Here is a 23,601-nt window from a genome sequence, read left to right on the forward strand (position 1 = left end):
CGACGGGACACGAGACGAGATGCAGCAGCGACGGCAACGGTGCGACGAGGTGACGGAACCGGAGTACGGCGATACGTGGGTGTACGAGAGCATCGTGGGAGCGCTCCCGGGCATCGATCTGACCGACTGGCAGGCGGTGCTGTTGCAGATAGCGATCTTCGAGGTGTCGCTCCTGTTTCTGGCGTGGGCGTACGATCTCTGGGACGCCGCGCTCGCCGGAACGGCCGCCGTCTTCGTCGCCGCAGTAGGTAGCCTCGCGATGGTTCGCATCGGCGACGGGACGCGCTCGCTGGTGCTGCCGGAGTCGTACCAGCGACTGCTGTTCGGGTCGAGTGTCGAAGTCGTCCTCGCGGTGCTAGCGTTCGTCGCGCTGGTTACGCATCTGTTCGTCTTCGACCCCGAACGGGCGGCGAACCCGCTCGTCGAGACGCTGTTCGGCGAGCGACCGGACGTGATTCCGGTGTACCTGATGCTACTCGTCCTCTGGGACCTCTGTTACCGCATCGGCACCTCGTGGTGGGCGTCGGTCGTCGCGCTGTGGCGCTCCTATCGCTTCTCGTTCGACGCGGAGACGGCCGCGGCGCTGCGACGTGTGGACCTGACCAACGTCGTCTTCGGTCTCGCACAGCTGGCGCTCGTGCCGTTCATCGTCGACCGACCGGTGTTGCTGTTCGCCGTCGGCGGCCACGTCGTCGCGGTGACTGTCGTCTCGGTACTTGCGGTACTGACGGTGGAGGTCCAGGAAGGCGACTGAGCGGTCAGCGTTCGCCTTTCAGCTTGCGGAACTGCGCGAGCAGGTCCTCGGCCGAGTCGCCGGAATCGTATTCGAGACGTCCACGGAACTCCGTGCGCGCCTCGTCGAAGTCCGCGTCGACCTGACTGGTTTTCTGCGCACGACGCTCGTGTTCGTCTTCATCATAGGCACCCATTGACATGCTATGTCATCACTTAACAATTCCTCTATAAATACATAACGGTTCGTCAGGTTTCGGACACGGACTGCGCGCACGGAACACGTAAGGTCCCCCACGGGTAACTCGGCGTCGTGGCACGACCTCTGCGGTTCCGGTACGCGCCCGGTCGATGGACCGAACAGCGCGTCCGACACGACGTATACTCTCATCTCGATTCGAATCTCGGCGCGACGATGAAGCGGCCCTGGTACAGACCGCCCTCGGGGTACGAGGCGCGGCGCTTCGAGATGGACAACGGCGACACTGCGCTCTTCTGCTGGGACGACGACGACGGCGCGTACTGGCTCGGCAACACCGAGACGCCGAGCACGCTCTGGCGGACGGAGAAATTCAGCTTCACCGAGGTTCCCTATCCGGTCCGCCGGTGGGCCGAGCGCGAACTGCTCGCGCAGTTGTACGAGGAGACGCCGTGGCTCGAACCGTTCCCGCACCTCTCGTGGTTCTTTCTGCCCGTCTTCCTCTCGAAGGACGGCCGACACACGACGCGACGTTTCTTCGACGAACACGCCGCCGGCTTCCCGGACGCGACACGCGACGAGGCGCTCTCGTTTTACGAGTCGTTTCTGAAGACGGGCGTCCTCGACGAGTACCGCGAACTGATGGCCGGAAAGCTCGGCACCTCGAAACAGCTCGACTTGGTTCGGATGACCGCCTCGATGGGCGAGTTCAACGCCGCCGCGCTGCTCACCGAGGCCGGCTACGACATCACGCCCGAAATCGAAGTGACGACCGGTCACTCGCTGGACTACCGGGCCGAGCGCGACGGCGAGGGGACGCTCGTCGAGGTGACCCGGCCACTACCGACCGACCGCCGGAGTGCGGGCACGCCAGTCGCCGCCGTTCGCGACACCGCCGAGACCAAGACGTCGGGACAATTAGAGCGACACGGCGGCGGCGTCACGCTGTTCGTCGACTGCTCGTCGTTCCCGGACGACGACTGGTGGGCGGTCCGCGGCGAGAAACCCGACGTGAGACACCGGCCGGCCGTCGTCTTCCGGACGCGGCCGTCGGGAGACGTTGAGGCGTACAGGAAAGGAAGCGTTCCGCTGGACCTCGACGACGCCGTCGAGTGGGTCTGAATCGAGTCAAAAATCCGGCGGCGATGGGCGGGTCGGCGTACTGGCGGCCCGACGCGCCCGGCGGATGGACGGGTTACGGCGTCAGAACGAGACCTGACCGGAGTTACCCTCCCCGAGCGTCGGCGCGTCCCGGTCGCTGTAGAACCGTCGTCCGATGGCTTCGTGGCCGACACCGGTGAGAAGCGCTTCGTACACCTCCTCCGCGTCGGCGTACGTCTGTGCGCCGAAGCGTTCGAGCACGGTTCCGACCGTCTCCGAACCGTTCTGTAGGTGAATCGTCTCTGTACCGTAGGCGCTGACGAGTTCGTCGGTGGTCGCTGGGTACTCGTGGTTGGCAACGAGGTCGCCGGTTCTGTTCAGGCGCATCGATTACGACGACGCCTCGCGAGTTTATAATGATTTTCCATGCACATCATTAGTCACGATTGAGGAACCCCATTTCCTTAATGGTCCTTAATGACAACCGGAGCGAGTGACCGACGGGCGGCGCGGCGCTTTTGTCGGCGGCGGTCGAGCGATGGCCATGGATATCGCCGCCGATCTCCACGTCCACACGACGGCCTCGGACGGACGACTGACGCTCGACGCGCTTCCGACGGCCGCGCGGGCGGGCGGCGTCGAGGTCGTCGCCGTGACCGACCACGACACGTTCCACCCGGGGCTCGACGCGCCGGTGAGCGTCCGCGACGGCGTCACCGTGATTCACGGCCTCGAACTCCGCGTCGACGTCTCCGCACGAACTTCGGAGGACGGCCAGACGGCGTCCGGCGACACCGGGAAACGACAGGTCGACCTGCTGGGTTACGGCGTCCGACGGACGCCCGCGCTGACCGACGAACTCGACCGACTCCAGCGAAATCGCGTCGAACGCGGCGCGGAACTGATCGAGCGCGTCGAGTCGTACGTTGACGTCGACCTCGACGTCGAACCCCGTCCGGGTATCGGCCGCCCGCACGTCGCCCGCGCTATCGACGCGAGTGACGCGGAGTACGACTATCAGGGCGCGTTCGACCATCTCATCGGCGACGACGGACCGTGTTTCGTGCCGCGCGAGATTCCGACGTTCGAGACGGGCGTCGAGCTGCTCTCGGAGGCGTGTTCGGTCGTTTCGCTGGCGCATCCCTTCCGATACGACGACCCCGAGGCGGCGCTGTCGCTGGCGACCGAGTTGGACGCCGTCGAGCGCTACTACCCGTACGGTTTCGAGGTGGACGAGTCGCTCGTCGACGAAGTCGTCGAGCGCGAAGGGGTGCTCGCGACCGGCGGAAGCGACGCTCACGGAACGGAACTGGGCGTCTGCGGGGTTCCCCGGAAAGCGTTTGCGGCGATTCGCACTCGGCTACCCGAAGCGGTGGCTTAAACCGATCGGGAACGAAAGAACGGGTATGCAGTGCCACTACTGCGACCGAGATGCCGCTTTTGCCGCCGGAAAAGACGGCGTTCGAGTCGGCCTCTGCGAGGAGCATTTCCGCGAGCGGATGGAGGAACTCGCCGAATCCGACGAGTTGGAAGCCCTTCGGGAGCGGATCGACGTGGACCGAGCGGAGTGAGTCACGGGTGAAAGACTGACGGTCCGCGTCGAGTAGACGTGGACCGAGCGGAGTGAGTCACGGGTGAGAGACTGACGAACGTTTTGCGGACAGGTAGCGTTAGTAGCCTGACGTCGGGTGCGGCGAAACCGTTCAGCGTTCGAGTTCCGACGCCAAGAGTCCGAACACGCGCAGGTCGATGCGCCGTCCGTCGACGAACTCGTGTTCGCGCAGGATGCCCTCTTCGCGGAACCCAATCTTTTCCAGCACCCGCGCGGACCCCGCGTTCGACGCGACGACCTGTGCAGTGAGCTTTTCGAGGCGGCGTTCGTCGAACGCGTAGCGCGCGAGCGTCCGGGCGGCGTCGGTGGCGTAGCCCCGTCCCTGCGCCTCCGCGGTGACCCAGTACCCGAGTTCGGCGGTGCCGTTTCGCTCGTCGAGATCGAAGAAGAAGACGAGGCCGACTGGGCGGTCCTCGGCCGTGACCACGAACGTCTCGCCGTCGTCGCTGCCGACGACCGACTCGAAGTAATCGGTCGCCGCCGAGAGGTTCATCGGGCGGGCGTCGCCGAGAAGGCAGCGAAAGGCGGGGTCGTTGCGGTGACGGGCGATGAACTCGCGGTCTTCGCGCTCGACGGTCCGGAGTTCGACGCGGTCGCCGACGAGGAAGACGGGGCCGGGCATGGTCAGTACGTCCACGCGACGACGCAAAGTAACGTCGACCGTCGGAGAGAGCGACCGAAAGGAACCACGACCCTCAGACGTAGGGCAGGACGACGAAGTACAGAAGCGCCAGGAGCGTCTCGAACGAGAGAGTCCCGAGCGCCGACAGCACGACGAAGTCGCGGCTACGCATCTCCGAGAAGCCCGCCGGAACGGTGAGCATGCCGCGGGTGAACGGGAGCGTGTTGCTCACGGGGATGACGATGAGCCCCCAACGGTCGAACCAGCCGTCGAACTTGTCGAGTCGCTCCTCGCTCACGCGGAACCAGCGCTTCTGCAGCAGATACTCGCGACCGCCGCGCTTCGCCACCATGAACAGCGCGAACTGCCCCATCGTCGCGCCGAGGACGGCGATACCGATGATGAGGATGGCCGTCTCGATGGACGCACCGAACACGAAGATGGCCCCGGGAACGACGAGTTCGCTCGGCATGAAGTACATCAGCATCGCCCCTTCGAGAACGAAGACGCCCAGGAGGAGGAGAAACGCGAACTCGGAGTCGAGCAGGTTACGCAACGTCGAGGGTACCTCGAAGTTGGCCTGAAGCAGCAGGCTCAGCATACAGAGAACGTCCGTCGTTGCAGCATTTATCGTTTTTGTAGTGAAAGAGAGACACACGCAAAGCGAGAGCGACGCGACTTTGCGTCCGCCGGTCGTACGCGGGGTATGAACCCCATCGACCGCCCGCGTCGGCTTCGACGCGACGGCGTTCGCGGCCTCGTGAGCGAGAATCGAGTCTCGGCGTCGGACCTCATCGCACCGGTCTTCGTCGACGCGACGACCGACGAGCGCGTCCCCATCGAGTCGATGCCGGGTCACGAGCGCGTCCCCGTCGACGACGCGGTAGCCCGCGTCGAGGAGGTACTCGAAACCGGCGTCGAGGCGGTGACGATATTCGGGATTCCGGAGTCCAAAGACGAACGCGGCACGCGCGCGTGGGCCGAGGACGGCGTCGTCCAGCGGGCGACCCGCGACGTCGTCGCCGAGACGGACGCGTACGTCATCACCGACGTCTGCCTCTGCGAGTACACCGATCACGGCCATTGTGGGGTTCTAGAAGACCACGCCGCAGACGACCCGGACCTCACCGTGAAGAACGACGAGACACTTGGCCTGCTCGGCAAAATCGCCGTCTCACACGCCGAAGCGGGCGCGCAGATGGTCGCCCCCTCGTCGATGACCGACGGGATGGTCGGCGCGATTCGGAGCGCGCTCGACGAGGCGGGGTTCGAGGACATTCCCATCATGAGCTACGCCGCGAAGTACCAGAGCGCGTTCTACGGCCCGTTCCGCGACGCCGCCGACGGCGCGCCCGCCTTCGGCGACCGGCGGCACTATCAGATGGACCCCGCAAACGCCAGGGAAGCGCTGCGCGAGGTTCGACTCGACGTGGAGCAGGGCGCGGACGTACTGATGGTCAAACCCGGGCTTCCCTACCTCGACATCGTGAGCGCGATTCGTCGCGAGTTCGACCACCCGGTCGCCGCATACAACGTCTCCGGCGAGTACGCGATGCTGCACGCCGCCGCCGAGAAGGGGTGGTTGGACTTAGACGAGGTGGCGATGGAGTCGCTCGTCTCGATGAAACGCGCCGGTGCGGACCTCGTCCTCACCTACTTCGCGGAGCGAATCGCAGAGCAGCTATAACCGAGGTCACTCGGCGACGACATCGACGGCGCGCGCGCGACGGATTCCGCTCGGAACGCGCTGTGTTCCCCCTCACAACCGTCCACATCCGCGGCAACATTTGTCGAACAACTGTGGAGAATACGTCCTTATACAACATGTATTCGATATTAAAGCGACCGTATGGCCAGTTAGGACTCGGAGAAATTGAAATATCTAACACTAACTCTTATAACAGAGTATTCCGTGACCTTCTGACGTGATTAAGAGCACTAATCGCAACGTAATTGGGAGAATCGTGAACGAATGTCCACACAAGTCGGTATCGGTCGAGGAGATGACGAACTGATGGACACCCTGTTGCAGTCCGACCTCTCGGCGGTCGTCGAGGGCGTGAACATGCTGTGGGTCCTCACCGTCACGTTCCTCATCTTCTTCATGCACGCGGGCTTCGCGATGCTGGAAGCCGGGCAGGTGCGCTCGAAGAACGTCGCCAACCAGTTGACGAAGAACCTGCTGACGTGGAGCGTCGGTGTCGTCATCTACTTCCTCGTCGGCGCTGGAGTCTCGAGTTTCGTCGGGGGCGCCGGTTTCGCCGAGTCGTTCGCCTACATCAACGGCGGGTCGACCGCGTGGGTGAGTTGGCTGTTCGGCGCTGTGTTCGCGATGACCGCCGCGACCATCGTTTCGGGGGCCGTCGCGGGTCGCGCGAAACTCCGCGCGTACGTCACCTACACCGTCCTGCTCGCGGGCGTCATCTACCCGGTCGTCGTCGGCTTCACGTGGGCGGGCGGCTTCCTCTCGTCGATGGGCTTTCACGACTTCGCAGGCGGCATGATCGTCCACGGGATGGGCGGCATCGCCGGTCTCACCGCGGCGTGGGTCATCGGCCCGCGCATGGACCGCTTCAACGACGACGGCACCGCCAACGTCATCCCCGGTCACTCGCTGCCGTTCGCCGTCCTCGGGACGCTCATCCTCGCGTTCGGTTGGTACGGCTTCAACGTCGGCACCGCCGCCGCGCCGCTCGCTGAGGGTGGCACCGAACTCGCCGACTTCGCCTACGTCGGCCGCGTCGCGCTCGTCACGACGCTCGGGATGGCCGCCGGCGCAATCGGCGCTGCGGGCATCGCCCTGCTGAAGACGGGGAAGGTCGACACGCTGTACGTCGCCAACGGCCTGCTCGCCGGTCTCGTCGCCATCACCGGCGTCGCCGACGCCATCGTCTGGCCCGGTGCGCTCGCACTCGGCCTGCTGGCCGGTGCGCAACTGCCCGTCGTCTTCGAGTTCGTCGAGAAGCGTCTCAGAATCGACGACGTCTGTGCGGTGTTCCCGGTTCACGGCTCTGCGGGTATCATGGGCATCGTCCTGTTTCCGTTCGTCGCCGTCGACGGCTTCTCGGTCGCCCAACTAGTGGCCCAGGTAGTCGGTGCGGGCGTCATCACCATCTGGACTGTCGCCGCGACGGCGCTGGTGTTCGGTGCGATTCGCGCACTCGGCGAGGCACGCGTCACGCCCGAGCACGAGCGCGAGGGGCTCGACACCTCCGAACACGGCGTCGACACCTATCCCGAGTTCGGTCAGCCCGACGGCCCCGTCGTCGACGGGTCGGGCGTTCGCACCGACGGAGGAGTTATCGGTGCGACCGCCGAGCACACCGACGAAGGTGAGAACGAATGAGCAGTAAACTCCCGAACGACGGCGGAATCAAGATGGTCGTCGCCATCATCCGCCCGGACAAACTCGGAGACGTAAAGAAGGGACTCGCCGCCGCGGGCGCGCCCTCTTTGACGGTGACGAACGTCTCCGGCCGTGGTTCACAGTCCGCGAAGAAAGGCCAGTGGCGCGGCGAGGAGTACACCGTCGACCTCCACCAGAAGGTGAAAGTCGAGTGTGTCGTCGCCGACATCCCCGCCGAGGACGTCGTCGACGCCATCCGCGAGGCCGCGAACACCGGCGAACCCGGCGACGGGAAGATATTCGTGCTTCCGGTCGAGAGCGCCGTGCAGGTCAGGACCGGCAACGAAGGCCCCGACGCGGTCTGAACGCGCGGCCGTCGCCGCGACGCTTTTTTCGACGCTCGTCGACCGAGTGTTCGCCACCGAGATAGACATCCATACTCGGTGTTCGTCAGATCACCGATACGTGTCGGTGGGGGGGACGGCTTTCGCGAAGAGAGAACTCCCGAAGCGCTCTTGGAGTAGGTCCTCGTACACGCTGCTATGCCTTCGAAAGCGAAGAACGCCCTGCTCGGACTCGTCGCATTAGTCGTCGTCGCCTCCGTCGTCCACTACGCCCTGTTCGGATCGTTCCCGTTCGGCAAACCGCAGATGCTCGAAGACGAGGAAGTCGCCGACGAAGCCGAGAGCGAGGCGGACGCCGAAGCCGACGCCGCGCAGTAGAAGCGACTCAGTAACTACTTTTTCGTCAGCGTCCGAACCGCGAGACATGACCACGTCGAAACGGACCAGTTCGTTCACGCCGCCCGCTCGCGGCACGACCCACCCGCTTTCGCGCGGAGGCGACTCGTGAACCACGACCGCTCCCGCGACCTGTACAGCCGAGCGCTCTCCGTCCTCTCCGGCGGCGTCAACTCGTCGGTGCGCGCGACGCGCCCGTACCCGTTCTTCGTCGAGCGCGGCGACGGCGGCCACGTCGTCGACGCCGACGGAAACCGCTACGTCGACTACGTGATGGGGTACGGACCGCTGCTGTACGGTCACAACCCCCCTGAACCGATACAGGCGGCGATTCAGAAGTACGCCAGCGCCGGACCGATGTACGGCGCGCCCACGGAGATAGAGGTCGACCACGCCGAGTTCGTCGCTCGGCACGTCCCCTCCGTGGAGAAGATTCGGTTCGTCAATTCGGGCACCGAGGCGACCGTTTCGGCGGTTCGCCTCGCCCGCGGGGTCACGGGTCGGGACAATATCGTCGTCATGCAGGGCGGCTACCACGGCGCGCAGGAGTCGACGCTCGTCGAGGGCGGCCCCGACAACCCCCACCCGAGTACGAGCGGTATCCCCGAGTCGTTCGCCCAACACACGCTTCCGGTGCCGTTCAACGACGAGGAAGCCGTCGCCGAGGTGTTCGAAGAACACGGCGGCGACATCGCGGCCGTGCTCGTTGAGCCCATGTTAGCAAATATGGGCATCGTCGCGCCCGTCGACGACTACCACGAAGCCCTGCGAGACCTCTGTGACGAACACGGGTCGCTACTCGTCTTCGACGAGGTCATCACGGGCTTCCGCGTCGGCGGCCTCCAGTGCGCGCAGGGGAAGTTCGGCGTCACGCCCGACCTCACGACGTTCGGCAAGATAATCGGCGGCGGCTTCCCGGTCGGCGCAGTCGGTGGCCGCGCCGAACTTGTCGAGCAGTTCACGCCGGGCGGCGACGTGTTCCAGTCGGGGACCTTTTCGGGCCACCCGGTGACGATGGCCGCCGGGTACGAGTACCTCAAGTACGCCGCCGAGAACGACGTGTACGAGCACGTCAACCGTCTCGGCGAGAAACTCCGCCGCGGCATCACCGACATCTGTGCGGACCAAGCGCCCGAGTACACCGTCGTCGGCAGCGACAGCATGTTCAAGACGGTGTTCACCCGCGAGGGGCCGCAGAGCCTCGACGGCCAGTGCGACGCGGGATGTCAGCAACGAGTCGACTGCCCGCGCTTCGACTACTGTCCGAAGACCGGCGCGGACGTGGCCAACGCCGAAACCGAGCGCTGGGAGCGCATCTTCTGGCAGGAGATGAAGGAGCGAGGAATTTTCCTCACGGCGAACCAGTTCGAATCGCAGTTCGTCTGCTACGCTCACACCGACGAAGATATCGAGGAGACGCTGGAAGCGTACAAAGCGGCGCTGTAGCCACCGAACCGACGCTGAACGACCCAGACTACTTGTCTCCGTTTCGACGACGCGGAACGGGGGTCCGAGAGACGGCGCTCGAAGGGAGTACGGTCACAGTCGCCCCGACAACACTTCCCTGCGGACGGGAGGTGTCGTCGGAGACTCTCTAGAGTCAGACATCCATTCGAGCGACGAACAGAGACGAAAATATGAAAGTTAAACGGAGGAAGTTATTTTCCATAGAAATATGGATTAAGTAACGGCATTAAACCGCAAAGCTTCATCTGTTATCTCGGTGATACTCCGATGAATGCGTCGAAGGAACTTCCTCGGCCTACTCGGTGCGGCAGGCATCGCGGGCGGATTGGCGGGTCTGAACGAACTCCGTCAGTCAGAAGCGAACGGGTGGGCCGACAGCCCGTTCGAGCGCGGTGACGTCAAGAACGTCATCGTCCTCGTCGGCGACGGGATGGGGTTCGACCACATAGAGGTCACAGAGGAAGTCCACGGCCGTCTCGCTCTCCAGGAGTTCGCTCATACTGGCTACACGCAGACGGACTCGCGAAGCGGTGAGGTGACCGACTCCGCGGCCGCGGGCACGGCGCTGGCGACCGGGATCATGGTCTACAACGGGCAGGTGTCGGTATTCGGTGAGGAGGGAACCGACGATGGCGTCGAACTCACCACCCAGCTCGAAGTCGCCGAGCGACTCGGCATGGAAACCGGGCTGGTGTCGACGACGCGTGTGACGTACGCCACCCCGGCCGTCTACGCCTCTCATGTCGGTGACCGCGACGAGGAGAGCGAAATCGTGAGTCAGATGATAGCGAGCGGTGCCGAGGTGATGATGGGCGGTGGCCGCAGCGAGTGGTCCGACGACCAGCTGACAACCGCCGAAGAGAACGGCTACGAACTACTGTACGAGGCTTCGGATCTAGAGGACGCCTCCGGCGACCGGCTGCTCGGCCTCTTCGCCGACAGCCACATCGCCTACACCCTCGACCGCGACGACTCGACTCCGGGACTACTCGACATGACCGAAACCGCGGTCGACCGACTCGAAGACGGCGACGAGGGGTTCTTCCTGATGGTCGAGGGCGGTCGCATCGACCACGCCGCCCACGTGAACGACATCGCGACGACCGTCGCGGAGACGAAGGAGTTCGACGACGTCGTGGCGTTCGCCCGCGAGTACGCCGCAGAACACGAGGACACGCTCGTCATCGTCGCCTCCGACCACGAAACCGGCGGCCTCGCCACCGGCGACAGCCACGGCTCGCCCATCGAGACGGGGAAAATCGCCAACGCCGAGGCGAGCAACCTGCGGATCGCCGTGGAGATAGAGGAGGGCGCAGACGTCGCCGACGCCGTCGCGGAGTACGCCCACGTCGAACTCGACGACGAGGAGATCTCGCACCTCGAATCGCAGGCCGACGAGAGCTTCGACCGGTTGCTCGTCGCGCTCGGTGAGGTCCTCTCCGACCGCCTCGGTGTGGACTGGACGACCCAGGAGCACACCGGGCCGGCGCAGGTGCTGATGGCGACTGGTCCCGGCGAGGAGCGGTTCCTCGGCTGGCACCACCACGTCGACGTCTCGAGGGAGACCACGGCACTGCTGCTGTTCGGCGAGCGCGAGCGCGCGACGAAGGTGGTAAACGACGACGAACTCCGCCGACGCGTCACCGGGGACGCGCCGGTTCGCGACCGCGACGCCTACACGGTGCTGACGAACTACGTCGGTCCGGTGGAGGACGACCTGACGGCGGCGCTCGATACGAACGGCGACGGCGTCGTCGACTACGGCGACGTGCTCACGCTGCTCGGAGTCGACGAAGACGCGGAGAGCGCCGAGATACCGCTAGCTGTCGGTCGCATCAGTCGACGCGAACCCTGAGACGAATCGATCGCAGACCACTCGCCAGACGTCGACGACGCTATCGGGTATCGGGTCCGTCTCCCACGACTCTATCTCCCCGTTCTCGTCCAACCAATCGACGGTCCGCCTCACCCCTTCTTCCCACCCGATAGTCTGTTCGTGGCCCAACTCGCGTTTCGCCTTGCTGTTGTCGAAAACCGTGCTGTACTGGAAGTGGTCTCTGAGTCCCTGCGTTCGGTCGGGCGCGAGTTCGAAGAGAACGTCCGACGGGATATGGACCAACTCGGGGTCGGGCGCGCCGAGCGCTGCGGCGACACCTCGATGATACTCGTTCCACGTCAGATGTTCCTCGGCGGTGATGTGGTACGCCTCGCCCTCGACGACGGACCCCTTCGCTTCCACTGCAGCGACGAAGCTCCGCGCCACGTCGTCGCGGTGACAGGGAGCCCAGATGGAGGTGCCGTCGCCGTGGACGACGATGGGTTTGCCCGCGCGGACGCGGTCGATGTAGCTCGGTCGGTCGCCGAGCGAGTGGATGAGCCTCCCGCCCTCGCCGTAGGTGTGCCACGGGCGGAGAACGATAGCCGGAAAGCCCGATTCCTCGTAGGCTTCGAAGAACACGTCCTCTGCGGCGGCTTTCTCTCTTCCGTAGTCGCTCGTCGGCGGGTGCCGCGGCGTCTCCTCAGTCAGCGGCATCCGCGCCACCGGACGGGAGTACACGTCGATGGTCGAACAGAAGATGTAGCGGTCGACCGACCCTCGAAACGCTCGAACCGCGCTCTCGGCGTCTTCCGGCGTGAAACAGACCATATCGACGACGGCGTTGAACGCTCGGTCGCCGAGTTGCTCCTCGAAGCGCTCGTACTCCGTGCGGTCGCCGCGAATCACGGAGACGCCGTCGGGAATCCCGGCGTCGGTCTCGCCGCGGTTGTACAGCGTCACGTCGTGACCGGCGGCGACGAGTTGACGGGTGATTCCGGTACTGATGAGGCCGGTGCCGCCGACGATGAGCACGTCCATAACGTAGTCGTCTCCGCGCGTGAGGAAGAACCCGTGGACGGGGGCAAACGGGACGTGATGTACAGACCTGCCCGTCGATAGCTCAAGCTGGCGGACGAGGTTTATCATCCGGGCTGTGCTATCTCCACCCGTATGAGCCCTCCCACCGACGAACCGACGACGAACACGGATACCAGAATCGACGGTCCGACACGGACGAGCGGACCGAACAGTCGAACCGACTCGACCGGGTCCACTTCCGAAAGCGTCCGCCGCGTACTGGACAAGTACCTCCCGACCGCGTCGGTCGACTCGAACTGGTGGTACTGGATAGCGGCCGTGCCGGCGCTGTTCGTCGTCTCGATGGGATTCGGCGTGAGCGCGTTCTTCCTCGCGCTCCTCGGCGTCGGCCTCGACATCGCGGGGTTCATGGGCCTCGTGTCGGCGGGCTTCGGCCTGCTGTTCTTCCTCGTCGCCTCGCTGTTGGCGCTCGTGAGCCTCGTCGTCGCCGTGCTGTTCCCCGTCGCCATCTACGTCGACGCACGCGCCGTCGAGGAAGCCGACCTGGGCTGGAGCCCCGACCCGGTGCTGTACGTTCTCGGAGCGGCGTTCGCCGTCCTCGCGACGAACTTCCTCCTGAGCGTCCCGCTGTCTGTGTACTACCTCTACAAGCGCCACGAGGCCGTCGGGCGGCCGTGAGAGAGGAGTGACGCCTCGATTCGGTCGGCGACGGAACTGAAGCGCTTTTCAGGGCTCGACACCCACCGACGCACATGAGCATACACGGGACGCTTCGCCTCGCGACGCGGGGATCGGACCTCGCGCTGCGACAGGCCGCGAGCGTACAGGAGGCGCTCGCCGGGCGACGCCGCGACGTGGAACTGGTCGAAGTCGAGACCCGGGGCGACCAGATTCAGGACGGACTCATCCACCGCCTCGGCAAGACCGGGGCGTTCGTCCGCGCACTCGACGAGAAGATTCTCTCCGGAGAAGTCGACGCCGCGGTTCACTCGATGAAGGACATGCCGACCGAACAGCCCGAGGAGTTGCTCGTCGCCGGGGTTCCGGAGCGCGCCCCCGCGGGCGACATCCTGGTGACACCCGACGGCCGTGAACTCGACGACCTGCCCGAAGGAGCGACGGTCGGCACCTCGTCGCTCCGACGGCAGGCGCAACTGCTCAACGCCCGGCCCGACCTGACGGTCGAACCGCTCCGCGGCAACGTCGACACGCGCGTCGAGAAACTGCTCGCGCCGACGCTGCAGAAGGAACACGAACAGCGCGTCGAGGCCGACAAGGACCGGAAAGGAAACATCGGAGACGACGACTACGAACCCGAGTACGACGAGCGACCCGAGGAGTGGTTCGAGGGCCTGAGCGAACTCCAGCGCAACGCGCTCGGCCGCGACGTCGCCACCGAGTACGACGCCATCGTGCTCGCCGAGGCGGGGGTGAAGCGCAGCGGCCTCGACCACCACGTCGAGTACGTCCGCCTCCGGCGCGAGCAGTTCGTCCCCTCGCCCGGACAGGGCGCTATCGCGGTGACGAGCGTCGACGGCGACGCCGCCGACGCCATCCACAAAGCCATCGACCACCCGCGAACGCGCGTCGAGACGACCGTCGAGCGGACGGTTCTCTCGGAACTCGGCGGCGGCTGCGTCGCCCCCATCGGTGTCTTCGCGCTCGTTCAGGGTCGCCACGTCAACACGCGCGTGCAGGTGCTCGGCCGCGACGGCGAACAGACGGTCGAATCGACCCGTGACCTGCCGGTCGAGACGCACGCCGACGCCGCCGCGGAGTTCGCCGCGGACCTCAGAGACCGCGGCGCGGCCGCCCTCATCGAGGAAGCGAAGCGCGACGCCGACGAGGCGGCCACCGACGAAAGAGAAGCACGGGAGGACCCGGCGGACGAATGAGCGACACGAGTGGAGCGACCGAGGCGGAATCGGGTGGGACCGTCGGAACGGTCTACCTCGTCGGCAGCGGGCCTGGCGACCCCGACCTGCTGACGGTGAAAGCGCGACACCTGCTCGACGAAGCGGACGTGGTACTGCACGACAAACTTCCGGGGTCGGAGATACTCGACCAGATTCCGGAAGAAAAGCGCGAGGACGTGGGCAAGCGCGCCGGCGGCGAGTGGACGCCGCAGGAGTACACGAACAAGCGCCTCGTCGAACTCGCCCGCGAGGGGAAGCGTGTCGTGCGCCTGAAAGGCGGCGACCCGTTCGTCTTCGGTCGCGGCGGCGAGGAGGCCGAGCATCTGGCGAGCGAGGAGGTTCCCTTCGAGGTCGTTCCCGGTATCACCTCGGCAATCGGCGGTCCGGCCGTCGCTGGAATTCCCGTGACGCACCGCGACCACGCCTCCTCGGTCTCCTTCGTGACCGGTCACGAGGACCCCACCAAGGAGGAGTCGGCGGTGAACTGGGAGGCGCTGGCCGCGACGGGCGGCACCATCGTCGTGCTGATGGGCGTCGGCAAACTGCCCGACTACACGAAAGCGCTCCGTGACGCCGGGATGGACCCCCACACCCCCGTCGCGCTCGTCGAGCGCGCGACGTGGCCCGACATGCGCGTCGCCACCGGAACGCTCGAAACAGTCGTCGACGTGTGCGACGCGGCGGGTATCGAACCGCCCGCCATCACCGTCGTCGGCGACGTCGCCGGAACGCGAGAACGGGTACTGCAGTTCCTGCGAAACGGATCCGAGTCAGAGTTCGGGACGGAGGCGGAACGATGAGCCAGAAGGTCCGCGTCGCCGTCTTCCGCCCGGACGACGAGCGACTCCGAGACGCCGTTTCGCTTCTCGACTCGCTCGGGGCGACGCCCGTTCCCGACCCGATGCTCGCCGTCGAACCGACCGGGGAGAGACCGAGAGACGACGCCGACTACGCCATCCTGACGAGCAAGACCGGGGTCGAACTCGTCGCCGACGCGGGGTGGAGACCCGGCGAGACGAAGCTCTGTGCCATCGGCGACAGCACCGCCGCGGTGATGCGCGACCACGGCTACAGCGTTGACGTGGTTCCCGACGAGTTCTCGTCGACCGGCCTCGTCGGGACGCTCCGCGATCGTGTCCCGGGCGCGCGCGTCGAAGTCGCTCGCAGCGACCACGGGTCACCTGTGCTGACCGACGGACTCGAAGCAGCCGGAAGCTACGTCCACGAGACGATTCTGTACGAACTCGTGCGACCGCCCGAATCGGGAACGTCGGCCGAGATGGCCGCGGCGGGCGACCTTGAGGCGGCGCTCTTCACCTCGTCGTTGACGGTCGAGCACTTCCTCGACGCGGCCGCCGAGCGTGGCCTTCGAGACGAGGCCGTCACCGGATTGAACGACGCCGTCGTCGGCGCTATCGGGGAGCCGACGCGCGAGACGGCCGAAGCCCGGGGTATCGCCGTCGACGTGGTTCCCGACGCCGCCGACTTCGAGCAGCTGGCGTGTGCCGCCGTCGAAGCCGCCGCGCCGACGTACCACGAATAGAAAAAACGGAACTCTCGACACAGGTCGTGTCTCTCGTCACGCTTACTCCCCGGGAGCGCCGACGGCGAGAACTCGGGGTTACGTCGTCTCGCCTCTCTCCATCTTCTCGCGGCGTACGACGACGACCGGACCGAGCGAGCGGTCAGCGACGCGGTCGCTCTCCTCGCCGAAGACGAACGACCGGAGCGACGGCGTGCGTTCGCCCATCACCACCGCATCGTGGTCGGCGGCGACGTCCGCGGTATCCGAGATCGGGTCGTCGGTGGCGACGACCGCCGCGGAAATCCGGTCCGAAGAGACACCGCCGTCGAGCAGCGTCGCTCTCGCGTCGGCGACGAGCGGGTCCTCGGCGGCGGCTTCGGCCGACGAATCCGTGTCCTCGGAAACCGCACGGAACAACGTCACCTCGACGTCACGCCCGGCGACGAGCGGAGCGACGACACGAGCGACGTGGTCTATGTCGACGTCGGGGTGAAGCGGGACGAGCACTCGCTCGACGGTGGGTGCAGGGTTGGCGATGAGATACGCCTCGCAGTCGAGTTCGTCGGCGACTCGGTCGATTGTCTGCGCTTCGCCGCGAGTGAACACCAGTCGCGTCTCCACGTCGTCGGCGAAGAGGTCGGTCACTTCGTCGAGTTTCGACTGCCCGAGTTCCTCGAACTCCATGCGTGCCTGTCCCGGCGGCGTCTGTTCGGGGACGACGTAGTAGCCGAGGACGACGACCGACGCCGGGGCGAGAAACGTGGCGAGACCCGTCGCCAGCGACTCGCCCTCGAGGACGCGGAGTGGGACCAGAATCCGGGGTCCGTCGGGCATCAGAACACCCCCTTGAGTCGAACGTCGCGTGCGTAGTAGAGGTACCAGCCGCCGGAGGCGACCATGACGAGCACCCCGACGATCTGCGAGAGCGGGCGCATGAAGAAGATGAGCCCGAAACTCGCCAGCGCGCCGACGGCGGGCGTCACCGGATAACCCGGAGTCCGAAACGACGGGTCGTACCACTTCGGCGGCGAGCGTCGAAGCACGAGCAGTGCGACGCACATCAAAGAGTACATCACGAGGTGGAGAAACGACGCGACCTCCGCGAGCACCTCGACTTGGCCGACGGCGACGAGCACGAGCACCGGTCCACCGGCGGCGACCAGCGCGACGTGCGGGGTGCCGTACCGGAGGTTCAGTCGGCCGAACCACCGTGGGACGAGTCGGTCGCGGCTGAGCGCGTAGACGGCGCGCGAGGAACTCAGTATCGACGCATTCGCGCTCGAGAAGGTGGCGAGTAACCCAGCGAAGAGGATAGCGACGGCCCCCGCGACGCCGAAAAAGGAACGGGCGACCTCGACGACAGCCGTCTGTCCGAACCCTGCGAGTCGCTCGCTGCCGAAAGCGCTCGTCGAGACGAAGATGGTCGTCACGTAGAGGAGACCGACGACGAGCACCGACCCCACCATCGCGAGCGGGAGATTTCGACCCGGTTCTTTGATCTCTCCGGCGACGGTCGCCACTTGTGCGAAGCCGAGATACGAGGTGAAGACGAGTGCCGTCGTCGTCAGAATCGGGGCGGTGCCGAACGGGGCGAACGTCTCGGGGACGGCCCGACTGCCGATGAGACCGAGCGCCGAGAGCGAGCCGTAGCCGAGGAACGTGACGAGAATAGTGAGTAGAAGACCGACGACGGCGTTCTGGAGTTTGGCCGCGTTTTCGGTCCCCGTGACGCTCAACCCCGTCAGAACGACGCCGAAGAGGAGACTGAGCGGCGTCACGAGACCGCCGCCGAGCGAGATTCCGGCTTCAGCGAGCACCGCGGCGGCATAGCTGCCGAAGCCGACGAGGTAGAACGCCGAGGCGAAGACGAGGCCGAGCCACAGACTCGTTCCGACGACGGTCCCGAACCCCGACCCGAGACCGCGCGAGATGAAGAAGTAGCCGCCGCCGCTTCTCGGCATCGCCGTCGCCAACTCCGCGGTCGGCAACGCCACCGCGAGTGCGACGACTGCGCCGATAGCGAACGACGCCGCGGCAGCGGGACCGGCGCGTCCGGCAGCGAGGCCGGGAAAGACGAAGATGCCTGCGCCGATCATCGTCCCGATGCCGATGGCGAGCGCACCTGTGAGTCCTATGGTACGTTCCAGTTCGACGCGCTCTTCGTACACCGTCGTCTCGGCGGTGGTCTCTACGGCCTCCGCCTCGGTGGGGACGGTCTTGTCCGCCTCTCCGACATCGTCTGCGATTGACATAGGCTAGCCACCAGCGAGCGGGACGAAAAGTCTAGGCCGGCCGGAAACGAGTCTACTGAACTCCGAAAGCTAAGACGCGACGAGTGGCGTCAGTCGTGGACGCACGAGGGCACCGACGCGCGCATCGGCCGCGACGAGCGGAATCTGTACAACGGGTCCGACTCGGACCACCGGAATTCGGGCGGCCGCGAGAGGTCGTTCGCCCGAATCGTCGCCGTCAGGGACGCGAGAAGTCGGTCACAGGCGTCGACGCTGAACAGATACCGACCCTCAGTCTCACCGTGGCGCACGTACGTCTGAAGTCGGAGAGCCGAGCCTTTAACCCCGAAGACGACCCACTCTCCGTCGATGTCCGCCGGTCCCGTCCCCGAACTCGAAGCGCGCGCCGAGGCCTGCGCCGAACGGCTTCGCGACGCCGACTCCGTGTTGCTCGCCTCCCACATTGACGCCGACGGATTGACCAGCGCCGCCGTCGCCGCGAGCGCGCTCGAACGCGCCGGCATTCGGTTCGACACCGTCTTCTCGAAGCAACTCGACGCCGACGAGATCGCGTCCATCGCCGCGACGGACCACGAAACAGTGCTGTTCACCGACTTCGGCAGCGGCCAACTCGATATCATCGTCGACCACGAGGCCGCGGGTGATTTCACCCCCGTCGTCGCCGACCACCACCGGCCCGCCGACGCCGAGACCGAGTACCACCTCAACCCGCTGTTGTTCGGCATCGACGGCGCGTCGGAACTCTCCGGGGCGGGAGCGAGTTACGTTCTCGCGCGCGCGCTCGAAACCGACGGAGAGGGAAGCACGAGCGATAACCGCGACTTGGCGGCGCTCGCCGTCGTCGGTGCGGTCGGCGACATGCAGGACTCCGACGGCGCACTCCACGGGGCGAACGAGGGAATCGTCGAGGAGGGCATAGAAGCAGGTGTCCTCGAAGCCAACACCGACCTCACGCTGTACGGCAAGCAGACCCGACCCTTGCCCAAGTTGCTCGAATACGCCAGCGACGTACGGATTCCCGGTATCTCGAACGACCACGCCGGGTCCATCACGTTCCTCGACGACCTCGACTTGGACCTGAAAGCCGACGGCGAGTGGCGTCGATGGGCAGATTTGACCGCCGAAGAGCGACAGACCGTCGCCAGCGCACTCGTCCGCCGCGCCGTCGCCAGCGGCGTGCCCGCCGACCGAATCAACTCGCTCGTCGGTACGGCGTACACGCTCGTCGGCGAGGAGACGGGCACCGAACTCCGCGACGTGAGCGAGTTTTCCACGCTCCTGAACGCGACAGCCAGATACGACCGCGCCGACGTGGGTCTCGCAGTTTGCCTCGGCGACCGAGACGGCGCACTCGACAGAGCCCAGAAACTCCTGCGGAACCACCGCCGAAACCTCTCGGAGGGGCTGCAGTGGGTGAAAACCGAGGGCGTCACCGTCGAGGAAAACGTGCAATGGTTCGACGCCGGAACCCGAATTCGCGAGACCATCGTCGGCATCGTCGCCGGGATGGCCGTCGGCGCGAGCGGCATCAGTCGCAGCAAACCCATCGTCGCGTTCGCGGAGAAAGGCGACGCCGAAGTGAAAGTCTCCGCGCGGGGGTCACATTTCCTCACCCGGAAGGGCCTGGACCTCTCGGCGGCGATGCGCGGGGCCTCCCGCGCCGTCGGCGGCGACGGCGGCGGCCACAACGTCGCCGCCGGGGCGACGATTCCGAGCGGGAAGCGTGAGGCGTTCGTCGCCGAAGTCGACCGCATCGTCGGCGAGCAGTTGGGGTAGACGCGACGAGACGAATCGGGGCGAAATGCCGGTGCTGTCCTCTGACTCGGGTAGCCGAGAGTCACAAGTGAACTGGTTCGTGGCTGTGAGAGAACGCTCGTCGGGATGCGTATCGAATTCGTATATCGTCATGGAGTTTGTTGCAGGGGCGTCTCGCCGATACGCGGATAGCATCGGGGAGGTGGCGGTCGCTCGATTGCGCCCGGTCGACGCAGCTCGCTTTCGGAGCGAACACCAGTAACGTTCGTCGAACCGCCGAGTTCCGCCCGCCACGTCACGGAGTCGCTCTCGAATCGAACGAAACGCGCGAGTGTGCCGTTCAGGATGTCTCGTCCGGCGTTAGCGTCGTCGCCGTGGAGAGCGACGACCCATCCATTCGCGGTGACTGCGAGTGGTAGCGAAACCGACGGTGCGCCGAGGTGACCACACGCGGCATCACCTTCAGCCTACAACTGGTAGCGACACTTCCGCGCAGTTCTGTAGCCCTCTCCGGGCAGTCAACCTCACCAGAGGCAGAGAGACACTGGAATTCGGCAGGGAGACCTCCGAGACTAGCAGGTATGACTCGGACCGACGGAACGCGATAAATCAAATATCGAGATACAGAAATCCATATTGTCGCCGAAACCACGGCCCGCCTGATACAGGCGACTGTTAACACGCTGGGCAACAAACCACGGGTATGTCGCGACACGGGGCCACCTTCGAGATAGAGTCGAAAACGGATTCGTACGCCGCTCGGCGCATCTTAGAGCGAGCGTACGACACGATTCGAGAAGAGTCGCGGAGCGTCCGCGAGGGGACGGACGACGCGCAGGCGCTCTTGAGGGAGTTCGAGGCGCTTCGGGACGCGGCGAGGCACCCGACGCCGGGCAAACTGACGATTATCTACGAACAGGACGACGGCAAGTTCGAGGACTGAGGAGCGCTGGTCAAACAGAGAGATGTCTGTGAGAGAGCGAGCGGTGGTCGGCGCGCGGATACCAGTCTTTTTCCCTCGCAACCGTCTCGTTTCGATATGTCCTTCTCCTCAGCCACCCCGTTAGTCCAGGGAGTGGCTTCGTCTCCGGTAACGGTCGATATGCTCGTTGTTTTCGCGCTCATCCTCCTCGCGTTCGTGCTGTTTGCCACCGAGCGATTCCCCATCGACGTCACCGCGATTCTGCTGATGGTCCTGTTGATGGTACTCGAACCGTGGACGCAGATAACCCCTCGAGAGGGAATCTCCGGCTTCGCCAACCCCGCCACCATCACCGTGTTAGCGATGCTCATCCTGAGCACCGGCATCAATCGAACCGGCATCGTCCAACTGTTCGGTCGGAAGATGACAGCGTTCGCGGGCGACGACCAACGCAAGCAACTCGCCGCGACCATCGGCGTCACCGGACCGGTGTCGGGAGTCGTTAACAACACGCCGGTGGTCGCCATCTTGGTCCCCGTCATCGCCGACCTCGCACACGAGGGGAAAACGTCGCCGTCGAAGCTTCTCATGCCACTGTCGTTCGCCTCGATGCTCGGCGGGACGCTGACGCTCATCGGCACGTCGACGAACATCCTCGCCAGCGACATCGCGGCCCAGATCGGCGCGGAGTCGCCCGAACTCGGGTTGCACGCGTTCGGGATGTTCGAGTTCACCAAACTCGGCGTCGTCGTCTTCGCGGTCGGAGCCGTCTACCTGATGACGATCGGCGTCCGGTTGCTCCCCGAGCGCGTGCCGGTCGACGATGACCTCGTCGAGGAGTACGCCCTCCAGGAGTATCTCGCGGACGTCGTCGTCCCGGCGAACTCCTCGCTGCTCGGCCAGACTGTCGAGAAGGCGCTCGGCGACGACGAACTCGACATCGACGTGCTCCAACTGATTCGGAACGGGGAACGGTTCTCCGAACCGCTCGCTCGGAAGGAGATTCACGAGAGCGACACGCTCCGTCTCAGGACGAACCGGGAGACCCTCGAACGCATCATGGACGCGGAAGGACTCTCACTCGCCGGGCGCCCTCGAACCGAAGGCGAGCTTCATCCGGACGACGAGGAGCCCGTCCTCGTCGAAGTGGTCATCCCGTCGGGGTCGTTTCTCGTCGGCGAGACGCTGTCGAGTTCGGCGTTCCGGCAGCGCTACGACGCGAACGTGCTCGCCTTCCGGACCCGCGGCGACGTGGTCCGCGACCGGTTCGAGGATATCAAGGTCCGCGTCGGGGACACGCTTCTCGTTCAGGCACCGCCCGACAGCCTCGCTCGGCTCGTCCAGAACGAGGATTTCATCGTCGCCCACGAGTTCGAGGAGGTGACCTACCGGAGCGAGAAGATACCGTTCGCCGTCCTCATCATCGCGGGCGTCGTCGCGCTGCCCGCACTGAACGTCTTCCCGATCGTCGTCTCCGCGTTAGCGGGGGTCGTGGCGATGGTGTTCACCGGCGTACTCAAACCGAACGAACTCTACTCGTCCGTCGAGTGGAACGTCATCTTCCTGCTCGCGGGCGTCATCCCGCTCGGAATCGCCCTCCAGCAGACCGGGGCCGCCGGTGTGCTCGGGAGCGCCGTCGCCTCGACGGCGAGGTTTCTGCCCGCAATCGGTGTCCTCTGGGTGTTCTACCTCGCGACCGGACTGCTGACGAGCGTCATCAGCAACAACGCGAGCGTCGTGCTGATGATTCCCGTGGCGGTCAGCGCCGCGAAGTCCATCGGTGCGAACGCGTTCGCGTTCGTGCTCGCCGTGACGTTCGCGGCCTCGACCGCGTTCATGACGCCCGTCGGCTACCAGACGAACCTGTTCGTCTACGGACCCGGCGGCTACACCTTCTCGGATTTCATCCGTGTCGGCGCGCCACTGCAGCTCCTGCTATCGGTCGTGACTGTCCTCGGAATCGCGTTCTTCTGGGGCGTCGGCGTGTGAGTAGAGCGTCCGAGTCGACTGCGTGACGATACCGCGTGTTCCCGAACGGGCTCGTATCAACGTTAATTGGCGTGGGCGACCTCTCTATAGTATGGCCGAGTTTCCGGACGAGCGTCAACTCGTAATGGAGGTGCGCTCCCAGTTGGAGCAGTGGACGAACAGCGCCCGTAGAGAGGCGTACGCCGAACTGTTCGAGGGCGACGACCCGCTTCTCACCGCCGAGGAGCGACAGTTGCTCGATACGCTCGATTCGGCGATGGAGCGGGCAGGCGGCGACGGTCTCTGGGGAACCGACCAGTACGGCGTCCACACGGCAGGTACCGGGAGTTCCGACGCCTCGATCGGCGTCGTCTGTGTCTACCACCCGCAGATAACCGACGACTCCGTCCTCCGGGGGCGAGAGGGTCTCGACGACGAGACGGAGGAGCGACTCAACGCGGCGCTCTGGACGTACAGCGAACGCGTCGCGGAACTCGTCGAGCGAGAACTCGACGCGTACGTCGAGCGAAAGGGGAGATAACGCCGTCTCGGACGGCGTCTGTTCGAGAGGAAGAGAGAGCAGACCG

General features: G+C 65.5%; 25 protein-coding genes. 18 read left to right on the forward strand and 7 right to left on the reverse strand.

Annotation, left to right across the window (positions count from 1 at the left end; translation table 11 throughout):
• The first annotated feature begins 19 nt into the window (after positions 1-19).
• Positions 20-754, forward strand: a complete 735-nt coding sequence (locus tag LAQ74_RS14660; protein ID WP_224333270.1) for a DUF7530 family protein — start codon at positions 20-22, stop codon at positions 752-754.
• A gap of 4 nt (positions 755-758) precedes the next feature.
• Here LAQ74_RS14660 and LAQ74_RS14665 read toward each other — a convergent pair whose 3' ends face one another.
• Positions 759-935, reverse strand: a complete 177-nt coding sequence (locus tag LAQ74_RS14665; RefSeq protein ID WP_425498492.1) for a DUF5786 family protein — start codon at positions 933-935, stop codon at positions 759-761.
• Positions 936-1,045: 110 nt separating this feature from the next.
• Here LAQ74_RS14665 and LAQ74_RS14670 point away from each other — a divergent pair, with 110 nt between their 5' ends.
• Positions 1,046-2,053 carry a DUF5784 family protein gene (locus tag LAQ74_RS14670; RefSeq protein WP_224333271.1) on the forward strand — a complete coding sequence of 336 codons (1,008 nt, stop codon included), beginning with the start codon at positions 1,046-1,048 and terminating at the stop codon, positions 2,051-2,053.
• A gap of 81 nt (positions 2,054-2,134) precedes the next feature.
• On the opposite strand, the gene LAQ74_RS14675 is transcribed toward LAQ74_RS14670, so the two are convergent.
• Positions 2,135-2,419, reverse strand: a complete 285-nt coding sequence (locus LAQ74_RS14675; RefSeq protein WP_224333272.1) for a DUF5789 family protein — start codon at positions 2,417-2,419, stop codon at positions 2,135-2,137.
• Positions 2,420-2,576: 157 nt separating this feature from the next.
• Here LAQ74_RS14675 and LAQ74_RS14680 point away from each other — a divergent pair, with 157 nt between their 5' ends.
• Together LAQ74_RS14680 and LAQ74_RS14685 are read left to right on the forward strand one after the other, a co-directional pair.
• Positions 2,577-3,413 carry a PHP domain-containing protein gene (locus LAQ74_RS14680; RefSeq protein WP_224333273.1) on the forward strand — a complete coding sequence of 279 codons (837 nt, stop codon included), beginning with the start codon at positions 2,577-2,579 and terminating at the stop codon, positions 3,411-3,413.
• 25 nt (positions 3,414-3,438) lie between these two features.
• A complete protein-coding gene (locus LAQ74_RS14685; RefSeq protein ID WP_168191216.1) occupies positions 3,439-3,603 on the forward strand; it encodes a DUF6757 family protein in 165 nt (54 codons plus the stop codon).
• 132 nt (positions 3,604-3,735) lie between these two features.
• Here LAQ74_RS14685 and LAQ74_RS14690 read toward each other — a convergent pair whose 3' ends face one another.
• Positions 3,736-4,266 carry a GNAT family N-acetyltransferase gene (locus LAQ74_RS14690; RefSeq protein WP_224333274.1) on the reverse strand — a complete coding sequence of 177 codons (531 nt, stop codon included), beginning with the start codon at positions 4,264-4,266 and terminating at the stop codon, positions 3,736-3,738.
• A 73-nt stretch (positions 4,267-4,339) separates the two neighbouring features.
• Complete coding sequence (locus tag LAQ74_RS14695; protein ID WP_224333275.1) at positions 4,340-4,867, reverse strand: DedA family protein; 528 nt, start codon at positions 4,865-4,867, stop codon at positions 4,340-4,342.
• A 105-nt stretch (positions 4,868-4,972) separates the two neighbouring features.
• Between LAQ74_RS14695 and hemB the strand changes: the two genes are divergently transcribed.
• The 6 genes from hemB (at position 4,973) to LAQ74_RS14725 (ending at position 11,674) form a co-directional block, all read left to right on the forward strand.
• The gene (gene hemB / locus LAQ74_RS14700) at positions 4,973-5,953 is read left to right on the forward strand and encodes a porphobilinogen synthase (protein ID WP_224333276.1); all 981 of its coding nucleotides are present in this window, start codon (positions 4,973-4,975) and stop codon (positions 5,951-5,953) included.
• Positions 5,954-6,280: 327 nt separating this feature from the next.
• A complete protein-coding gene (locus LAQ74_RS14705; protein WP_224337292.1) occupies positions 6,281-7,612 on the forward strand; it encodes an ammonium transporter in 1,332 nt (443 codons plus the stop codon).
• Positions 7,609-7,977, forward strand: coding sequence for a nitrogen regulatory protein GlnK1 (gene glnK1 / locus LAQ74_RS14710; RefSeq protein ID WP_224333277.1), 369 nt, complete (start codon positions 7,609-7,611; stop codon positions 7,975-7,977). Before LAQ74_RS14705 ends, glnK1 begins: the two co-directional genes overlap by 4 nt.
• Positions 7,978-8,154: 177 nt before the next feature.
• Entirely contained in the window at positions 8,155-8,334 is a 180-nt protein-coding gene (locus tag LAQ74_RS14715) for a hypothetical protein (protein WP_224333278.1), read from the forward strand.
• 126 nt (positions 8,335-8,460) lie between these two features.
• Positions 8,461-9,798 (forward strand): glutamate-1-semialdehyde 2,1-aminomutase, encoded by a 1,338-nt coding sequence (hemL, locus tag LAQ74_RS14720; protein WP_224333279.1) that lies wholly within the window; start codon positions 8,461-8,463, stop codon positions 9,796-9,798.
• 292 nt (positions 9,799-10,090) lie between these two features.
• The gene (locus tag LAQ74_RS14725; RefSeq protein WP_224333280.1) at positions 10,091-11,674 is read left to right on the forward strand and encodes an alkaline phosphatase; all 1,584 of its coding nucleotides are present in this window, start codon (positions 10,091-10,093) and stop codon (positions 11,672-11,674) included.
• Here LAQ74_RS14725 and LAQ74_RS14730 read toward each other — a convergent pair.
• A complete protein-coding gene (locus LAQ74_RS14730; RefSeq protein WP_224337294.1) occupies positions 11,639-12,676 on the reverse strand; it encodes an NAD-dependent epimerase/dehydratase family protein in 1,038 nt (345 codons plus the stop codon). The two genes, LAQ74_RS14725 and LAQ74_RS14730, sit on opposite strands and share 36 nt — an antisense overlap.
• A 132-nt stretch (positions 12,677-12,808) precedes the next feature.
• On the opposite strand from LAQ74_RS14730, the gene LAQ74_RS14735 reads away from it, so the two are divergent.
• The 4 genes from LAQ74_RS14735 to LAQ74_RS14750 all read left to right on the forward strand — a co-directional run bounded on the left by LAQ74_RS14735 (position 12,809) and on the right by LAQ74_RS14750 (position 16,135).
• The gene (locus LAQ74_RS14735) at positions 12,809-13,354 is read left to right on the forward strand and encodes an SUR7/PalI family protein (RefSeq protein WP_224333281.1); all 546 of its coding nucleotides are present in this window, start codon (positions 12,809-12,811) and stop codon (positions 13,352-13,354) included.
• A gap of 74 nt (positions 13,355-13,428) precedes the next feature.
• Positions 13,429-14,571 (forward strand): hydroxymethylbilane synthase, encoded by a 1,143-nt coding sequence (gene hemC / locus LAQ74_RS14740; protein ID WP_224333282.1) that lies wholly within the window; start codon positions 13,429-13,431, stop codon positions 14,569-14,571.
• Complete coding sequence (gene cobA, locus LAQ74_RS14745) at positions 14,568-15,392, forward strand: uroporphyrinogen-III C-methyltransferase (RefSeq protein ID WP_224333283.1); 825 nt, start codon at positions 14,568-14,570, stop codon at positions 15,390-15,392. Before hemC ends, cobA begins: the two co-directional genes overlap by 4 nt.
• A complete protein-coding gene (locus tag LAQ74_RS14750) occupies positions 15,389-16,135 on the forward strand; it encodes a uroporphyrinogen-III synthase (protein WP_224333284.1) in 747 nt (248 codons plus the stop codon). The genes cobA and LAQ74_RS14750 overlap by 4 nt, the downstream gene beginning before the upstream one ends.
• A gap of 78 nt (positions 16,136-16,213) precedes the next feature.
• On the opposite strand, the gene LAQ74_RS14755 is transcribed toward LAQ74_RS14750, so the two are convergent.
• Both LAQ74_RS14755 and LAQ74_RS14760 read right to left on the reverse strand, forming a co-directional pair.
• The gene (locus tag LAQ74_RS14755; protein ID WP_224333285.1) at positions 16,214-16,951 is read right to left on the reverse strand and encodes a universal stress protein; all 738 of its coding nucleotides are present in this window, start codon (positions 16,949-16,951) and stop codon (positions 16,214-16,216) included.
• Positions 16,951-18,369: an APC family permease gene (locus LAQ74_RS14760; RefSeq protein WP_224333286.1), complete on the reverse strand. Its 1,419-nt coding sequence runs from the start codon at positions 18,367-18,369 to the stop codon at positions 16,951-16,953. The genes LAQ74_RS14755 and LAQ74_RS14760 overlap by 1 nt, the downstream gene beginning before the upstream one ends.
• Before the next feature lie 348 nt (positions 18,370-18,717).
• On the opposite strand from LAQ74_RS14760, the gene recJ reads away from it, so the two are divergent.
• The 4 genes from recJ (at position 18,718) to LAQ74_RS14780 (ending at position 23,555) form a co-directional block, all read left to right on the forward strand.
• On the forward strand, positions 18,718-20,145 hold the full coding sequence (gene recJ / locus LAQ74_RS14765; RefSeq protein ID WP_224333287.1) for a RecJ family nuclease: 1,428 nt from the start codon (positions 18,718-18,720) through the stop codon (positions 20,143-20,145).
• Positions 20,146-20,827: 682 nt separating this feature from the next.
• On the forward strand, positions 20,828-21,067 hold the full coding sequence (locus tag LAQ74_RS14770) for a hypothetical protein (protein WP_224333288.1): 240 nt from the start codon (positions 20,828-20,830) through the stop codon (positions 21,065-21,067).
• A gap of 159 nt (positions 21,068-21,226) precedes the next feature.
• On the forward strand, positions 21,227-23,035 hold the full coding sequence (locus LAQ74_RS14775; protein WP_425498493.1) for an SLC13 family permease: 1,809 nt from the start codon (positions 21,227-21,229) through the stop codon (positions 23,033-23,035).
• Positions 23,036-23,126: 91 nt separating this feature from the next.
• A complete protein-coding gene (locus tag LAQ74_RS14780) occupies positions 23,127-23,555 on the forward strand; it encodes a DUF7539 family protein (protein ID WP_224333290.1) in 429 nt (142 codons plus the stop codon).
• Positions 23,556-23,601: the final 46 nt, after the last annotated feature.

The sequence above is a fragment of the Haloprofundus halobius genome, from assembly GCF_020097835.1.
Classification (GTDB): Archaea; Halobacteriota; Halobacteria; order Halobacteriales; family Haloferacaceae; genus Haloprofundus; species Haloprofundus halobius.

Bases quoted from the DNA above. Each gene is read 5' to 3' on its own strand.
- LAQ74_RS14665 (WP_425498492.1), bottom strand. From the start codon at position 935: ATGTCAATGGGTGCCTATGATGAAGACGAACACGAGCGTCGTGCGCAG.
- LAQ74_RS14715 (WP_224333278.1), top strand. From the start codon at position 8,155: ATGCCTTCGAAAGCGAAGAACGCCCTGCTCGGACTCGTCGCATTAGTC.
- LAQ74_RS14755 (WP_224333285.1), bottom strand. From the start codon at position 16,951: ATGCCCGACGGACCCCGGATTCTGGTCCCACTCCGCGTCCTCGAGGGC.
- LAQ74_RS14770 (WP_224333288.1), top strand. From the start codon at position 20,828: ATGTCGCGACACGGGGCCACCTTCGAGATAGAGTCGAAAACGGATTCG.
- LAQ74_RS14735 (WP_224333281.1), top strand. From the start codon at position 12,809: ATGAGCCCTCCCACCGACGAACCGACGACGAACACGGATACCAGAATC.
- LAQ74_RS14685 (WP_168191216.1), top strand. From the start codon at position 3,439: ATGCAGTGCCACTACTGCGACCGAGATGCCGCTTTTGCCGCCGGAAAA.
- hemB (WP_224333276.1), top strand. From the start codon at position 4,973: ATGAACCCCATCGACCGCCCGCGTCGGCTTCGACGCGACGGCGTTCGC.
- LAQ74_RS14725 (WP_224333280.1), top strand. From the start codon at position 10,091: ATGCGTCGAAGGAACTTCCTCGGCCTACTCGGTGCGGCAGGCATCGCG.
- LAQ74_RS14660 (WP_224333270.1), top strand. From the start codon at position 20: ATGCAGCAGCGACGGCAACGGTGCGACGAGGTGACGGAACCGGAGTAC.
- recJ (WP_224333287.1), top strand. From the start codon at position 18,718: ATGTCCGCCGGTCCCGTCCCCGAACTCGAAGCGCGCGCCGAGGCCTGC.
- LAQ74_RS14695 (WP_224333275.1), bottom strand. From the start codon at position 4,867: ATGCTGAGCCTGCTGCTTCAGGCCAACTTCGAGGTACCCTCGACGTTG.
- LAQ74_RS14730 (WP_224337294.1), bottom strand. From the start codon at position 12,676: ATGGACGTGCTCATCGTCGGCGGCACCGGCCTCATCAGTACCGGAATC.
- LAQ74_RS14675 (WP_224333272.1), bottom strand. From the start codon at position 2,419: ATGCGCCTGAACAGAACCGGCGACCTCGTTGCCAACCACGAGTACCCA.
- LAQ74_RS14760 (WP_224333286.1), bottom strand. From the start codon at position 18,369: ATGTCAATCGCAGACGATGTCGGAGAGGCGGACAAGACCGTCCCCACC.
- LAQ74_RS14705 (WP_224337292.1), top strand. From the start codon at position 6,281: ATGGACACCCTGTTGCAGTCCGACCTCTCGGCGGTCGTCGAGGGCGTG.
- LAQ74_RS14750 (WP_224333284.1), top strand. From the start codon at position 15,389: ATGAGCCAGAAGGTCCGCGTCGCCGTCTTCCGCCCGGACGACGAGCGA.
- LAQ74_RS14690 (WP_224333274.1), bottom strand. From the start codon at position 4,266: ATGCCCGGCCCCGTCTTCCTCGTCGGCGACCGCGTCGAACTCCGGACC.
- LAQ74_RS14680 (WP_224333273.1), top strand. From the start codon at position 2,577: ATGGATATCGCCGCCGATCTCCACGTCCACACGACGGCCTCGGACGGA.
- hemC (WP_224333282.1), top strand. From the start codon at position 13,429: ATGAGCATACACGGGACGCTTCGCCTCGCGACGCGGGGATCGGACCTC.
- glnK1 (WP_224333277.1), top strand. From the start codon at position 7,609: ATGAGCAGTAAACTCCCGAACGACGGCGGAATCAAGATGGTCGTCGCC.
- LAQ74_RS14775 (WP_425498493.1), top strand. From the start codon at position 21,227: ATGCTCGTTGTTTTCGCGCTCATCCTCCTCGCGTTCGTGCTGTTTGCC.
- LAQ74_RS14780 (WP_224333290.1), top strand. From the start codon at position 23,127: ATGGCCGAGTTTCCGGACGAGCGTCAACTCGTAATGGAGGTGCGCTCC.
- cobA (WP_224333283.1), top strand. From the start codon at position 14,568: ATGAGCGACACGAGTGGAGCGACCGAGGCGGAATCGGGTGGGACCGTC.